Annotated in this window: 17 protein-coding genes; 15 read left to right on the plus strand and 2 right to left on the minus strand. The window is 46.1% G+C overall.

Features of this window, described 5'->3' with window-relative positions; translation table 11 throughout:
- Positions 1-24 precede the first annotated feature (24 nt).
- Positions 25-291, plus strand: coding sequence for a photosystem I reaction center subunit PsaK (gene psaK, locus OU814_RS18100; protein ID WP_026148626.1), 267 nt, complete (start codon positions 25-27; stop codon positions 289-291).
- 235 nt (positions 292-526) lie between these two features.
- Positions 527-1,396, plus strand: coding sequence for a lipid kinase (locus OU814_RS18105; RefSeq protein ID WP_017288131.1), 870 nt, complete (start codon positions 527-529; stop codon positions 1,394-1,396).
- Here the strand turns inward: OU814_RS18105 and OU814_RS18110 are convergent.
- On the minus strand, positions 1,356-2,222 hold the full coding sequence (locus OU814_RS18110; protein ID WP_268184595.1) for an FTR1 family iron permease: 867 nt from the start codon (positions 2,220-2,222) through the stop codon (positions 1,356-1,358). The two genes, OU814_RS18105 and OU814_RS18110, sit on opposite strands and share 41 nt — an antisense overlap.
- A gap of 75 nt (positions 2,223-2,297) precedes the next feature.
- Between OU814_RS18110 and OU814_RS18115 the strand changes: the two genes are divergently transcribed.
- The 3 genes from OU814_RS18115 to OU814_RS18125 all read left to right on the plus strand — a co-directional run bounded on the left by OU814_RS18115 (position 2,298) and on the right by OU814_RS18125 (position 4,253).
- The gene (locus OU814_RS18115) at positions 2,298-2,891 is read left to right on the plus strand and encodes a Uma2 family endonuclease (protein WP_268184596.1); all 594 of its coding nucleotides are present in this window, start codon (positions 2,298-2,300) and stop codon (positions 2,889-2,891) included.
- Positions 2,892-2,969: 78 nt separating this feature from the next.
- Positions 2,970-3,560: a Uma2 family endonuclease gene (locus OU814_RS18120; RefSeq protein WP_268184597.1), complete on the plus strand. Its 591-nt coding sequence runs from the start codon at positions 2,970-2,972 to the stop codon at positions 3,558-3,560.
- A 102-nt stretch (positions 3,561-3,662) separates the two neighbouring features.
- On the plus strand, positions 3,663-4,253 hold the full coding sequence (locus OU814_RS18125) for a Uma2 family endonuclease (protein ID WP_268184598.1): 591 nt from the start codon (positions 3,663-3,665) through the stop codon (positions 4,251-4,253).
- A gap of 9 nt (positions 4,254-4,262) precedes the next feature.
- Here the strand turns inward: OU814_RS18125 and rppA are convergent, their stop codons facing one another.
- Entirely contained in the window at positions 4,263-4,943 is a 681-nt protein-coding gene (rppA, locus tag OU814_RS18130; RefSeq protein ID WP_017288135.1) for a two-component system response regulator RppA, read from the minus strand.
- 86 nt (positions 4,944-5,029) lie between these two features.
- On the opposite strand from rppA, the gene hisG reads away from it, so the two are divergent.
- The 10 genes from hisG (at position 5,030) to OU814_RS18180 (ending at position 13,470) form a co-directional block, all read left to right on the plus strand.
- Positions 5,030-5,674, plus strand: a complete 645-nt coding sequence (gene hisG, locus OU814_RS18135; protein WP_190652302.1) for an ATP phosphoribosyltransferase — start codon at positions 5,030-5,032, stop codon at positions 5,672-5,674.
- Entirely contained in the window at positions 5,671-7,467 is a 1,797-nt protein-coding gene (locus OU814_RS18140; protein ID WP_268184599.1) for an ABC transporter ATP-binding protein, read from the plus strand. The genes hisG and OU814_RS18140 overlap by 4 nt, the downstream gene beginning before the upstream one ends.
- Before the next feature lie 223 nt (positions 7,468-7,690).
- Entirely contained in the window at positions 7,691-8,272 is a 582-nt protein-coding gene (locus tag OU814_RS18145; protein WP_017288138.1) for a TetR/AcrR family transcriptional regulator, read from the plus strand.
- The gene (locus OU814_RS18150) at positions 8,269-9,441 is read left to right on the plus strand and encodes an ABC exporter membrane fusion protein (protein WP_268184600.1); all 1,173 of its coding nucleotides are present in this window, start codon (positions 8,269-8,271) and stop codon (positions 9,439-9,441) included. The genes OU814_RS18145 and OU814_RS18150 overlap by 4 nt, the downstream gene beginning before the upstream one ends.
- A 33-nt stretch (positions 9,442-9,474) precedes the next feature.
- Entirely contained in the window at positions 9,475-10,092 is a 618-nt protein-coding gene (locus OU814_RS18155) for a GNAT family N-acetyltransferase (protein WP_017288140.1), read from the plus strand.
- 4 nt (positions 10,093-10,096) lie between these two features.
- Positions 10,097-11,005 carry a sigma-70 family RNA polymerase sigma factor gene (locus OU814_RS18160; RefSeq protein WP_268184601.1) on the plus strand — a complete coding sequence of 303 codons (909 nt, stop codon included), beginning with the start codon at positions 10,097-10,099 and terminating at the stop codon, positions 11,003-11,005.
- A gap of 35 nt (positions 11,006-11,040) precedes the next feature.
- Positions 11,041-11,403, plus strand: coding sequence for a DUF5367 family protein (locus tag OU814_RS18165; RefSeq protein ID WP_268184602.1), 363 nt, complete (start codon positions 11,041-11,043; stop codon positions 11,401-11,403).
- Positions 11,400-11,600 carry a hypothetical protein gene (locus tag OU814_RS18170; protein WP_017288143.1) on the plus strand — a complete coding sequence of 67 codons (201 nt, stop codon included), beginning with the start codon at positions 11,400-11,402 and terminating at the stop codon, positions 11,598-11,600. Before OU814_RS18165 ends, OU814_RS18170 begins: the two co-directional genes overlap by 4 nt.
- 11 nt (positions 11,601-11,611) lie before the next feature.
- Positions 11,612-12,763, plus strand: a complete 1,152-nt coding sequence (gene devC, locus OU814_RS18175) for an ABC transporter permease DevC (RefSeq protein WP_017288144.1) — start codon at positions 11,612-11,614, stop codon at positions 12,761-12,763.
- Positions 12,763-13,470 (plus strand): DevA family ABC transporter ATP-binding protein, encoded by a 708-nt coding sequence (locus tag OU814_RS18180; RefSeq protein WP_268184603.1) that lies wholly within the window; start codon positions 12,763-12,765, stop codon positions 13,468-13,470. The genes devC and OU814_RS18180 overlap by 1 nt, the downstream gene beginning before the upstream one ends.
- Positions 13,471-13,489 lie beyond the last annotated feature (19 nt).

The following is a 13,489-nucleotide window of genomic DNA, read 5'->3' on the forward strand; positions in this document are numbered from 1 at the left end:
TTAGCAAGACATAGGAGAAAAACTTTGCTTTACTCATTACTTCTTACGGCTGCACCTCGGACGATCGAATGGTCACCGGGTGTCGGAATCACCATGACGCTGTGCTGTTTGTTTTCAGTTGCGATCGGACGTTTTGCGATCAAAAATCGCGGAGTTGGCGCGAAACTTCCCGTTAGCACTCCTGCATTGTTTGAAGGATTCGGAGTTCCTGAACTTTTAGGAACGATGAGCTTTGGACATGTTCTAGGTGCTGGTGTAATTCTCGGACTGAGCAACGCAGGCGTGCTGTAAGCGAGAAGATGACAAGCTTCCTCACCGATCGTTTTGACTCAAAAAGAGTTGACTCAAAGCGATGGGTGAGGAAGTTATTTTTAGGTTGAGATGCAGAGACAGAAGAACTACTTGTCAACACTCCCTACTCCCCACTCCCCACTCCAGTTTCAATACTTCACCGCCATAGACACATGCGAGAATACCTGCCATCCGCTAAGATTGCTGCATCCGTTCCCTTACCTTGACGTTTATCATGGCTCATCGTGCGCTACTTCTGGTTAATCGCAATGCTCGCAAAGGTCAGCAACAACTCGAAGCAGCGATCGCTCAACTGCAATCGGTTGGCTTTGAACTGATCGAAGCGCCGATTGATCGTCCTAGCTTACTGCCACAAGTGATTCGAGACCATCGCGATCAGGTTGATTTAGTGATTGTGGGTGGAGGAGACGGAACGTTGAATGCAGCCGTACCGGGTATTGTGGAAACGCAACTCCCACTGGGAATTTTGCCGCTTGGAACTGCAAATGATTTGGCTCGAACTTTGGGCATTCCGTCCACTTTAGCGGAAGCGTGTCAGGTCGTTGCAGGTCGGAAAGTGGAGCATATCGATCTAGGTTGGGTAAATGGTCACTATTTTTTCAATGTGGCAAGTTTGGGGTTGAGTGTGCAGATTACGCGTGGGTTGACGAAATCGGTCAAACGGCGGTGGGGAGTCTTAGCTTATGCAGCGACTGCGTTGAAAGTGCTTTGGAAATCGCGGAGATTTAAAGCGGAAATTGTCATCAATGGTCAGTCTCAGAAAGTGAAAACCATTCAAATTGCTGTCGGGAATGGGCGTTACTATGGCGGGGGAATGACTGTCGCAGAAGATGCTGCCATTACTGATGGTCGCCTAGATTTGTATAGCCTTGAGATTGATCATTGGTGGCAAATGCTAGCTGTCTTGCCTGCATTGAGACGAGGAACACAAACGCGATCGCCTTGGGTACAGACTTGGGCAGGAGAGGAGTTCTTTGTGTACTGTCCCACCCCAAAATCGATCAACACAGATGGCGAGATTACAACTTCAACTCCTGCTCACTTTAAGGTGATTCCAAAGGCACTGCCTGTTTTGGTTCCGTAAGGCTTCTGAGGTAGAGGGTTCCAACTGTCGCCAAAAAGGTGAAGTATGCGATCGCTTCTGCCCAGTAAAAGCGATCGACATAACCAAACAAGGTATGCAAAATCACGCCCGGAAATTGTTTTTGAGGTAGGACTTGCGAAGTATCCCAAATCAAGCCGCCTAAAATGCAAGAATCTTGATTACAGGGGAAGTTTGGATTGAGCACTAAACTTTTATTCAGATGTGCGAGTACTCCAATCACTAAGCCCGAAACAATCAAGAGTAAAAAGATTCCCATGACTTGGAAGAACTGCTTGAGATTGATTTTAATGCCGAGTTTGAACAATAAAATCCCGATGATCGTCGCCCCACAGAGTCCACCCATTGCACCAATCACAGGTGAGCCACCTTGCTGAAATTGGGCAGCGATAAACACAACAGTTTCAAAGCCTTCTCGCAGAACTGCAAAAAAGATAATGCCAAAAATGCCCCAAGCGGCATTGGTTTGAATGGCGCGATCGAGTTCGAGTTCGACTTCACCTTTTAAGGATTTTGCTTGTCGGGTCATCCAGATCAGCATCCAACTTAAAAGCGCGATCGCGATCAGTCCAAATATCGCTTCGAGCAATGGTTTTAAATACAGTTGATTAGTCGTGTCTAAACTCGATAACGTTCCAATAAATATGGTTCCAATTGCAACGCTTGCGAGAATTCCTGCTGCAATGCCAGCGTAAACCCAAGGATTCAGATACGAGCGATTCGCTTTGTTCAGATACGCCAACACAATTCCGACAACGAGAGCAGCTTCTACACCTTCTCGCAGGGTAATCACAAACGTCGAAAGCATACATTCAAACCTGAAGAACTATGACTTATTTTAGAAGCTCGATCGAAGCTATCATCAGGTCAGGAGGAAAAAGCGATGACTCAAGCCAAGCCGAGATTTAGAACGATCGAGGAATATCTTGACTATGACGACGGCACGGACATCCGCTATGAGTTAGTTGATGGAGAATTAGTCGAGATGCCGCCGGAAAGTAGGTTAAACCGCCAGATTGCATCCTTTCTGTTTGAAGTCTTTCTTCGGTTAGGTTTGCCGTCAAGGTTGCTTGCGATCGGAACGCAGATCACGGTAACGAATCGCAAAGTTACAGCTAGACAGCCTGATTTCGTCGTGCTATCGCAAGATTGTGCAGATGCACTAGATGGAGCAAATCGCGATGTGATTACATCGAACATCCCATCTCCAACGCTAGTTGTTGAGATTGTTTCACCGGGAAATCCTGGAAGCGAGAATTACGATCGCGATTACATTGAAAAGCGTAAAGAGTATGCCCTACGGGAAATTTCTGAATATTGGATCATCGATCCGAATCGCAGTGCTGTGACTGTACTCGCGCTGAATGGCAACGAATATCAGGAAATTGGCTGTTTTCAAGACAATAATTTCATCATTTCTCTGGTATTTCCAGCACTACAAGTCACTGCAAAACAAATCTTACAGGCTGGAATGTGAGATTCAATCGATGTTCAGATACTCTCAACCCTTGCGCCTATAACGCTCCAATCCCTTTAAGTGATCGAGGAAAAAGCGATGACCCAAGCTAAACCGAGATTTAGAACGATCGAGGAATATCTTGACTATGACGACGGGACGGACACCCGTTACGAGTTAGTGAATGGAGAATTAGTCGAGATGCCGCCGGAAATGCCCATTAACAATTTGATTGTTAGTTTTCTGTTTGCGACATTTTTACGGATCGGAATTCCTCATTATCGATTGGTGATTGGTCATCAGGTTGTAACAAGTTCAACTAAGGTCACAGCACGACAGCCCGATCTAGTTGTGCATACAGAAGAATCTGTCTCTGCGATTTTGAGCGGAAGCCGAGTGTTGCAAGCTGAGATGCCACCGCCCTTGCTAGTGGTTGAAGTTGTCTCTAACAGCGAAGGAGACAAACGATCGCGAGATCGCGATTACGTTGAGAAACGCAAAGAGTATGCGCTGCGGGGAATTGCTGAATATTGGATTATCGATCCGAATCTCAATACCGTGACTGTCCTTGCTCTGAATGGGGATGAATATCAAGAAATTGGCTGTTTTCAAGATAATCATTGCATCGTTTCTCCGGTATTTCCAGCACTAGAAATCACTGCAAAACAAATCTTACAGGCTGGAATGTGAGATTCAGTCGAATCCTAACCTGCTGCTATTCTAGACACCAAACTTCACGGAAGTTGTGAGGCAATGCCTTTAAGTTATCATCGGCTTAGAAGGAGAGAAGCCATGACCCAAGCCAAGCCGAGGTTTAGAACGATCAAGGAATATCTTGACTATGACGACGGGACAGACACCCGTTATGAGTTAGTGAATGGAGAATTAGTCGAGATGCCGCCGGAGATGCCCATTAACAACACGATTGCAGTATTCCTGATTGTGACGTTTGTAAGATTGGGTATTCCTCATTATCGTTTGGCGACTGGGCATCAAATTGTTGTTAGTTCGTCGAGAGTAACAGCACGACAGCCCGATCTAGTTGTGCATACAGAAGAATCTGTCTCTGCAATTTTGAGCGGAAGTCGAGTGTTGCAAGCTGAGATGCCACCGCCCTTGCTAGTGGTTGAAGTTGTCTCCAACAGTGAAGAAGATCAACGATCGCGAGATCGTGATTACGTTGAGAAACGCAAAGAGTATGCGCTGCGGGGAATTGCTGAATATTGGATTATCGATCCGAATCTCAATACCGTGACTGTCCTTGCTCTGAATGGAAATGAATATCAAGAAATTGGCTGTTTTCAGGAAGGTGATCGCGTCGTTTCTCCTACCTTCTCAGAGCTAGATCTCACCGCAAAACAGGTTCTCAATGCAGGAATGTAAATCAGCAAACTATCCACTGCCAAATCGATACCCTTTGCCATATACGGTTGTAATTAACGATGTTTCTCCTTTGGCTTCGATCTTTCTGCGGAGCAAACGAATTTGTGCAACTAAAGCGTTGCTGGTTGGTTTCTCGCTGTCACTCCAGAGATGCTGGGAAATCTGTTCGTGGGTGAGAAGTTGATTCGGCTGTCGCATTAAATATGCCAACAGTTGGCTCTCTTTTTCAGAAAGCTCGATCGCTCTGCCATTGCGATAAGCGACTTGATTCTGAGTGTCTAATTCTAAATCGTCTACTTTCAATCGAGGCGTAGCAGTTGGCTCAATATTTGTCGGTCGGCGGAGCAGTGCTCGCACTCGTGCCAGTAATTCTCGCAGTTCAAACGGTTTGACAATGTAATCGTCGGCTCCTGCATCTAATCCTTGAACTCGATCGTCGATCGTATCTTTTGCCGTGAGAAACAAAACCGGAGTCATATCACCTTGCGATCGCAAATTTTGGCAAATCTCCAGTCCAGAATATCCAGGCAACATCCAATCGAGAATCAGCAAATCGTAAACTCCCTGACCCGCCAGTTGCCGACCGTGATCGCCATCATACGCGACATCCACTTCGTAGCCTTCGCGCAGCAGGGAACGGCTTAAGGGGTTTGCCATTTCGATTTCATCATCGACTAACAGAATTTTCATGCAATTCCCTACTCCCCACCTCAAATGCTCCAACTCAAAACGGATTGCTCTAATATAAGATTCTGACATTCTTGCGGGTTGATTTCATGCTTACCGTCGCGTTGCCGAAAGGCGCACTCCTCAAAGACAGCATTCGATTGTTCAAAGCGATCGGGCTAGATTTTAGCGCATTCCTCGAATCCGGCAATCGACAACTTCAAATTACTGACCCTACAGGCACAGCTAAAGCGCTTTTGGTCAGAAATGGAGATGTGCCTGTTTATGTCGAATATGGGCAGGCGCAATTAGGCATCGTTGGCTATGACGTGCTGAAGGAAAAAGCGCCTAATGTTGCACATCTGATTGATTTGGGATTTGGTGGTTGCCGAATGTCGGTGGCGGTGAAAGCGGAAAGTCCTTATCGATCGTCGTTAGAATTGCCCCTGCATGGTCGAGTCGCTTCTAAATTTGTCCATTGTGCGCGGGAATATTTTGAGAATTTAGATTTACCTGTTGAAATTGTGCCACTGTACGGATCTGTGGAATTAGGTCCAATTACAGGCATGTCAGAAGCGATCGTAGATTTAGTCGCAACCGGAAATACGCTGCGTGAGAATGGCTTAATTGAAATCGATGTCTTATTTCATAGCACGGCTCGTCTGATCGCTCATCCACTCAGCTATCGCCTGGATAGCGATAACATCAGTCAGCATATCCAGAATATTCGTCACCAAATTGCATCTCCTGTATGAATTCTTCTCGCTCTAAAGAGACTGATTGGCGCTTATTTCTGCGTCTTGCTCCGTATGCTCGTCGAAATCTGAAATTATTGCTGTTGTCGATGGTATTTCTTGTGCCATCTGCGATCGCAAGTACTGTGCAGCCGATTTTGATCGGGAAAGCTGTTTCTCTGCTCAAACGCGAGCCTTCTGCATTTGATGCGCCCTTCGGCTTTTTGCGCGATCTCTCGCTGAGTCAAGGGCTGAATGCACTAGCAATGTTGTTATTGACGACGATCGTATTTCGATTGATTTTCGATGCGTCTCAAGGCTTTCTTGTGCAGAATGTGGGTCAGCGAATTACCGCTAACATTCGCAATGATTTGTTTGATCATGTGACTTCTTTAGCGGTGCGATTTTTCGATCGCACTCCTGTGGGCAAGTTGATCACCCGCTTAACCAGTGATGTCGAAGCGTTGGGCGAAGTATTTTCGACTGGAGCGATCGGGGTTGTCGGTGACTTGTTCACGATGCTGACGATCACGGTGACGATGTTTCTGATTCAGTGGCAGCTTGCGTTACTGCTCATTTTCATGCTGATTCCGGTCACAGGATTGATCGTTTACTTTCAGCAGCAGTATCGCAAATCGAACTATCGCGCCCGCGAGGAACTCTCTGATCTCAACTCGATGCTCCAAGAGAACATTACGGGGATTGGGGTCGTTCAATTGTTCAGACGAGAGCAGTTTAATAGCCAACTGTTCCGGGAAGTCAATCAGCGCTATATCAAAGAAGTCGATCGCACTATCTTTTTCGATTCTGCGGTATCGGCGACCTTGGAATGGATTTCACTTGTGGCGATCGCAGGTGTGCTCGGTGTTGGGGGATGGCTGGTCACAGGCGGGAATTTGAACTTTGGCGTGTTGTCTACGTTCATCTTGTTTGCTCAACGCTTGTTTGACCCGTTGCGGCAGTTTGCGGAGAAATTTACCGCGATTCAGGCTGGCTTTACCGCAGTCGAGCGAGTCAGCGAAATTCTCAATGAGCCGATCGAGATTCGTGATCCAGCAAATGGTCAGATTCCTCCTTCCTCGCAAGCGGGCGAGATTCGCTTCGAGAATGTCTCGTTTGCTTACAAAGCAGATGAATTCGTTTTACACAATCTCGACTTTACAATTCGTCCGGGTGAACAAGTTGCTTTAGTCGGTCCAACTGGAGCCGGAAAGAGTTCGATCATTCGGTTACTCAGTCGTCTATACGAACCGACGAGCGGCAGAATTCTACTCGATGGGGTGGATATTCGAGACTTGCCTCAAGCCGAACTGCGTCGTCGCATGGCGATTATTTTGCAAGATGGCTTCATCTTTGCTGGCGATGTCAAAAGCAACATTACTTTGGGTGAGTCGTATAGCTTTGAGCAAATTCGCTCTGCTGCTGAACGAACAAATGTTGATCGCTTAATCGAACAATTGCCGCAAGGCTACAATACTGCGCTGCGAGAACGCGGCACAAACCTTTCTGGTGGCCAGAAACAACTGCTAGCCTTTGCGCGCGCAGCGATTCGCGATCCGAAAATTCTGGTTTTAGACGAAGCTACCGCCAGCTTAGATGTGGGCACAGAAGCTTTGATTCAAGAGGCATTAGAACATCTGCTCGAAAATCGGACTGCGATTATTATTGCCCACAGGCTCTCAACGATTCGCAATGTCGATCGTATTCTCGTACTCAAGCGGGGACAGTTAATCGAATCTGGAACCCACGAGGAACTACTGAATCTAGGCGGACTCTACGCAAGTCTCTATCATTTGCAAATGCTTGAGAGTTAGCATTCCTCTTTTTTTGGAGTAGCAGCAGTTCTAGCGGAGCTAATGTTCTCCGCTAGAACTGTTGCACGATCGCTTTTTTCCAAAAAGGGTTTACAAACCGAAATTTATGGGGCAGAATTTATAACAAGCGTTCGATATAAATCCATGACTCAGTTTCCATCAAGGTTCCTCTTCCGGTTAGACGATAGAATATATCGATCATTCGATATCCCAATTCGCCTGTATGCCGAAAATTGTTGACCACGATCGCTATCGCAAGGAACTGATTTTTAAATCGTTTGATCTGTTTGCTGAGAAAGGATACGCCGCGATTACGATGCGGCAGATTGCCCAAGGCTTAGGAGTTTCGACTGGAACGCTGTATCACTACTTTCCGAGTAAGGAGGCATTGTTTGAGCAATTAATCCAAGAACTGACTGAGGTGGATATTCTCAATTTTTCGACTCGATTAAAAGGCAAAAACCTAGTCGAACAGACTCAAGCAGGTTTTGCACTGTTTGAGGAGCATCGAGACTACTTTCTGAAACAGACATTGCTGATGACAGATTTTTACCAACATCAGAAACGAGAGGGAAAAGAAGTCAGTGAAGTCTTCAGAAGAATCTGTGATCAAGCTGAAAAAACGATGTCTGCAATGCTTGGAATTGATGATCCACAGATTCTGATTTTTATGATGAGCTTAGTCGATGGATTATTGCTCCAAGACCTTTACGGGCATCGCAAGATTGATTACCAAGCTCAAGCAAAATTACTTGCTGAAATGCTAACGCTGTACTTAGAGAAACACAAACCGAAAACATCATGAGTCTGGATCTCTTTCTGAAACCGAAAAATCGTCTCTGGAGCGGCATTGCGATCGCAACCTTGATCACAGGTGGAACATCGTTTTATGTCGTCTCTCAATTCAGTCCTAAGCCTGCGATACAATCTGCTGAAACCGCTCCGACTGTGACCCGAATTGCTGCGTTGGGACGACTAGAACCCGGCTCTGAAGTGATTCGATTGTCGGCTCCGATCTCGTTAGATGGCGATCGCATTTCTGAGCTATTCGTAAAACAAGGCGATCGGGTTCAGAAAGGTCAAGTGATAGCTGTTTTAGACTCGCGGGATCGATTGCAGGATGCACTCTTACAAGCTCGCGAACAAGTTCAGGTCGCACAGGCGAAACTTGCTCAAGTTCGAGCAGGCGCAAAGACTGGAGAGATTGAAGCGCAGCAAGCAACGATTGAACGACTCCAAGCCGATCGACAAGGTGAAATCGCAGCTCAGACCGCAGAAATTAATCGCTGGCAATCTGAGGTGAGGACAGCTCAAGCAGAATTCGATCGCTTTAATTCACTCTACAAACAAGGTGCGATCGCAGCTTCTAACTTAGATAGTAAACGCCTTGCACTCGATACTGCTCAATCGCAACTCAGACAAGCTCAAGTCAAACAGAATCAAACTGCAAATTCGCTCGAAGCACAGTTAAGTGAAGCAAGAGCAACGTTGAATCGGATTGCAGAAGTTCGTCCGGTCGATGTTCAGACAGTTGCAACTGAAGTAAATAGCGCGATCGCTGCTGTAAAACGAGCTGAAACTGAACTCGAACAAGCTTACATTCGCGCACCGATGGCAGGACAGATTCTCAAAATTCATACTTGTGCAGGTGAAAAAATTAGCGAATCTGGGATTGCAGATTTAGCTCAGAATGATCAAATGGTGGCTGTAGCTGAAGTGTATCAAAGTGACATTGCCAATGTGAAAGTTGGACAGCGAGCGACGATTACTGGACAAGCATTTGAAGGAGAGCTACAGGGAACAGTTTCAGAGATTGGATTGCAGGTGAATCAGCAGCAAGTCTTTAGTAACCAGCCAGGCGAAAACCTCGATCGACGAGTGATTGATGTGAAAATTCGCCTAAATCCAGTAGCAAGCCGAAAAGTTTCCAGCCTGACGAATTTACAAGTTCAGACTTCGATTCTGCTGAACTAATGGATAACGAACGTTCGATTTAAGGAGTGAGAGATGGACATTGTCAAACTAAAGCCTTCAGATTTCGCGATCGCATCGGATCAGCTTTCAGCAGCATTTAATCAAGATCCGCTCATCGGTTACTTCTTACCCGAAGAAGCATCTGCTAGGTTAAATGCCCTCAAGCACATGGCTCGCGCTTTGTTGAACTATGGTCAGCCTTACAATCAAATTTATACAACTGCTGAAACGCCAAAAGGGGCTGCAGTTTGGCTGCCCCCAGAAGCTTCTCAGTTTACTTTGTCGAAGGGGTGGCAGGCAGTGGTATCAGGATTGATCACTGTTCCGTTCTATATCCGTTGGGATCGAATTGGGGATTTACTTTCTTTTGTGGGAACAGAGATCCAATTACAGACCAAGAATGCTTCAGAGCCACACTGGCACTTAACTCTGCTCGGAGTATCGCCAGCATATCAGGGGCAAGGAATTGGTGGAAAGCTACTCCAACCCGTACTTCAAGAAGCCGATCGTACAAAATTGCCTTGCTATTTGGAAACTTCGACAACAGGCGCAGTGCGATTCTATCAGCGGCATGGATTTGAGATTGTTCATCAGGGAACCTTTGCGGGTCGTGAATACTGGGCAATGAAACGTAGCCCACAAGGAGGCTAGAGCGATGGACATGATCAAACTTTACTTCGATGAGATTGGGCGAATTCCGCGTCTGACTCCAGCACAAGAAATCGAACTCGGTCGGCAGGTTCAACGCCTACAAAAGCTCTATGAGATTCGACAGCCGACGCTTGAACAATGGCAACAAGCAGCAAACCTATCCTCTGAGGAGTTACAACGTGAGGTTGCGCTTGGAGAACGAGCAAAGCGCAAAATGATCGAAGCGAATCTACGCTTAGTGGTTTCAATTGCGCAGCAATATCAGAACCGGAATCTAGAGCTTTCAGATTTGATCCAGGAGGGAAATCTCGGCTTACAGCGCAGTGTCGAGAAGTTTGATCCCGCGAAAGGCTATCGATTTTCGACCTATGCGTATTGGTGGATTCGCCAAGCGATGAGTCGAGCGATCGCGCTAAAAAGTAGAACTATCCGAATTCCAACGCATTTGACTGAGAAGTTGAATTTGATTCAGAAGACTCAGCGATCGCTGTCTCAAACTCTCGGCAGAACTGCAACGATCGCAGAAATTGCTCAAGCATTGTCTTCTGATGCAACAGAGATTCGAGAAACATTGTTATCCGTTCGTCGCTCTGTCTCGCTAGATTTGCCCGTTGGCAGAGATCAAGACACAAAGTTAGGTGAGTTGTTGCCAGATGAAGGAGAGATGTTAGAGGAGAAAGTAACACGATCGCTGCTTCGAGAAGATCTATTCAATCTACTAGGATTGTTGCCTGCGAATCAACGTCAAGTCATGACTTTAAGATTTGGCTTAGAAGATGGGGAAGCTCTGAGCTTATCTCAAGCGAGCCGGAAGATGAATTGTAGTCGAGAAACGGTTCGCTTGTTAGAGAAAGCAGCAATGAAGACTTTGCAGCAGTATAAGGTGCGATTGCAGGAATATGTTGCGGTCTAAAAGTTCAACGTGAATTCAAATCTGGAGTATTTCTGATGCAATTTCTAGGGATTGGAGTTTTCATCTGGTTGACTGCCACGATCGCGTTTCGTCTAATCGGTCAATTTCTACTCGATCCGACAAACATTGCACTCTCAATTGGTTTATTTCTCGCTACCAGTCTAGTAATGCTGATTGTTGTTACTAGCGTTTATCTCTGGCAGCAAGTCAAATCCATTGATCGACCGAAAACTGCATTGCTGATTGCTCTACCGGGAATGCTACTAGATGTTGGAAGTATTTTATGGTTTCCAACGGTCTTCCCAAACATTGATCCAAATGCAAACATTCTATTTGCAGGACTGATGCTATGGGGATATACATCCATTCTAGTTACTGGTTTTTTACCTGAGCAATGAACAGCAAATTTCTTTTAGTCTGGGGACGTTTTTTGCGCTTGAAGCTTTCGCCGTGGTTGACTTTGATGCGATCGAGTTACCGAGCAATTCGAGGCTGCCCCCGAGGACAATCCCGCTGGATGATGGCGATCGCAAAACTCAATCTACTCCCTATCTATGATTTGCTGGACGATTTGATTCGTTATCCACCGTACTAAGGAAGCTTGATATGGCTCGTAAAACACCGCTGGCATGGTTCCAGTTGATGAAAGAGAAAGCCCGCTTAGTCGTCGCGATCGCGGGAATCGGGTTTGCTGACATGCTGATGTTTATGCAACTCGGCTTTCAAGATTCGCTCTACGATAGCGCTACTGTGCCGCATCGCATGTTGCAAGCAGATTTGGTGATCATTGATCCAAGGTTCAAGAGCTTAGCAGCATTTACACCTTTTTCTCGCGAACGCCTTTATCAGACGAAAAGTAGCGATCGCGTTCAATCAGTGAGTTCTATCCGAATTGCGATGGGACAGTGGAAAAATCCTGAAACTCGCTTAACTCGCAGCATTCTCATCTGGGGAATTGAACCGGATGCGCCGAGTTTTAAGCTCTCCGGATTGCAAGAGAATTTAGAACCGCTGAAGTTACTCAACAATGTGGTCTTTGATCGAGTAGGTCGTCCTGAATTTGGCGCGATCGCAGATACGTTTCAAAAACAAGGTAGTGTCTCAACGGAATTGAATCAACAATTGATCAATGTCAGTGGACTGGTCACGATGGGCGCATCTTTTACTGCTGATGGCAATGTGTTCATGAGCGATTCAACTTTCTTGAGGCTGTACCGCGATCGCCAAGCAAGCGACATCGACATTGGGCTGATTCAACTCAAACCGAACTCAGATGTCAAAGCCGTTCAAGCTCAACTGAGTGCAAGTCTGCCAGATGTAAAAGTTCTCACGCCTGAAGAGTTTGCAGGCATTGAACGCAACTACTGGGAAAGCCAAGGAACAATTGGCTTTATTTTTGGAATTGGTGTGATTGTTGGATTCATTGTTGGCACTGTGATTGTTTATCAGATTCTCTACACCGATGTTGCAAATCACCTGCCTGAGTATGCCACGTTAAAAGCAATGGGATATAGCGATCGCTTTCTTCTGAATATTCTGCTGCAAGAAGCTCTAATTTTAGCAGTTCTTGGCTTTATTCCAGGCTTTGCGGTTGCAGTTGGACTTTATCAAATTACTTATGCTGCAACGTTGTTACCGATCGCAATGACAGCAAATCGGGCCATTACGGTCTTTGTTCTAACTGTTGTGATGTGCTCGATTTCGGGCGCGATCGCCATGCGAAAACTTCAAGCTGCTGATCCTGCGGATATTTTCTAATGATGCAACCTGTTATTTCTGTTCAAAATCTCAACCATTACTTTGGTCAAGGTCAATTGAGAAAACAAGTCTTATTCGATGTCAGTCTGAATATTCATGCAGGCGAGATCGTGATTATGACGGGACCTTCTGGCTCTGGGAAAACAACGCTACTAACGCTCTTAGGTGGATTGCGATCGGCTCAGGAAGGAAGCTTAACGATTCTGGATCAAGAAATTCGAGGCGCGACCAAGCAACAACTGACCCAGCTTCGTAAAAATATCGGCTATATCTTCCAGGCACACAATTTAATGACATTCTTAACCGCAAAGCAGAATGTCAGAATGTCTCTGGAACTGCACGATCGCTATCTCAATCAAGATCTAGATGCAATGGCAGTGTCAATGCTCGAAGCTGTTGGACTTGGGCATCGAGCAGATTACTATCCAGATGGACTCTCTGGAGGTCAGAAACAGCGAGTTGCGATCGCGCGAGCTTTAATTAGTCACCCTAAAATTGTTCTCGCAGACGAACCGACTGCTGCACTCGATAAACAATCGGGTCGAGATGTCGTTGAACTCATGCAGAAGCTCGCAAAAGAGCAGCATTGCACGATTTTATTAGTAACCCATGACAATCGGATTTTAGATATCGCGGATCGCATTGTTTATATGGAAGACGGGCGATTGGTCAGTGATGGAAAAAGTGCGATCGCTGCCGTAAAGTAACGTCAAGTGCGATCGCACC

Origin of the sequence: Leptolyngbya sp. GGD (assembly GCF_026735145.1) — a bacterium.
GTDB lineage: Bacteria > Cyanobacteriota > Cyanobacteriia > Leptolyngbyales > Leptolyngbyaceae > Leptolyngbya > Leptolyngbya boryana.

Bases quoted from the DNA above. Each gene is read 5' to 3' on its own strand.
- OU814_RS18105 (WP_017288131.1), top strand. From the start codon at position 527: ATGGCTCATCGTGCGCTACTTCTGGTTAATCGCAATGCTCGCAAAGGT.
- OU814_RS18110 (WP_268184595.1), bottom strand. From the start codon at position 2,222: ATGCTTTCGACGTTTGTGATTACCCTGCGAGAAGGTGTAGAAGCTGCT.
- OU814_RS18115 (WP_268184596.1), top strand. From the start codon at position 2,298: ATGACTCAAGCCAAGCCGAGATTTAGAACGATCGAGGAATATCTTGAC.
- OU814_RS18120 (WP_268184597.1), top strand. From the start codon at position 2,970: ATGACCCAAGCTAAACCGAGATTTAGAACGATCGAGGAATATCTTGAC.
- OU814_RS18125 (WP_268184598.1), top strand. From the start codon at position 3,663: ATGACCCAAGCCAAGCCGAGGTTTAGAACGATCAAGGAATATCTTGAC.
- rppA (WP_017288135.1), bottom strand. From the start codon at position 4,943: ATGAAAATTCTGTTAGTCGATGATGAAATCGAAATGGCAAACCCCTTA.
- hisG (WP_190652302.1), top strand. From the start codon at position 5,030: ATGCTTACCGTCGCGTTGCCGAAAGGCGCACTCCTCAAAGACAGCATT.
- OU814_RS18140 (WP_268184599.1), top strand. From the start codon at position 5,671: ATGAATTCTTCTCGCTCTAAAGAGACTGATTGGCGCTTATTTCTGCGT.
- OU814_RS18145 (WP_017288138.1), top strand. From the start codon at position 7,691: ATGCCGAAAATTGTTGACCACGATCGCTATCGCAAGGAACTGATTTTT.
- OU814_RS18150 (WP_268184600.1), top strand. From the start codon at position 8,269: ATGAGTCTGGATCTCTTTCTGAAACCGAAAAATCGTCTCTGGAGCGGC.
- OU814_RS18155 (WP_017288140.1), top strand. From the start codon at position 9,475: ATGGACATTGTCAAACTAAAGCCTTCAGATTTCGCGATCGCATCGGAT.
- OU814_RS18160 (WP_268184601.1), top strand. From the start codon at position 10,097: ATGGACATGATCAAACTTTACTTCGATGAGATTGGGCGAATTCCGCGT.
- OU814_RS18165 (WP_268184602.1), top strand. From the start codon at position 11,041: ATGCAATTTCTAGGGATTGGAGTTTTCATCTGGTTGACTGCCACGATC.
- OU814_RS18170 (WP_017288143.1), top strand. From the start codon at position 11,400: ATGAACAGCAAATTTCTTTTAGTCTGGGGACGTTTTTTGCGCTTGAAG.
- devC (WP_017288144.1), top strand. From the start codon at position 11,612: ATGGCTCGTAAAACACCGCTGGCATGGTTCCAGTTGATGAAAGAGAAA.
- OU814_RS18180 (WP_268184603.1), top strand. From the start codon at position 12,763: ATGATGCAACCTGTTATTTCTGTTCAAAATCTCAACCATTACTTTGGT.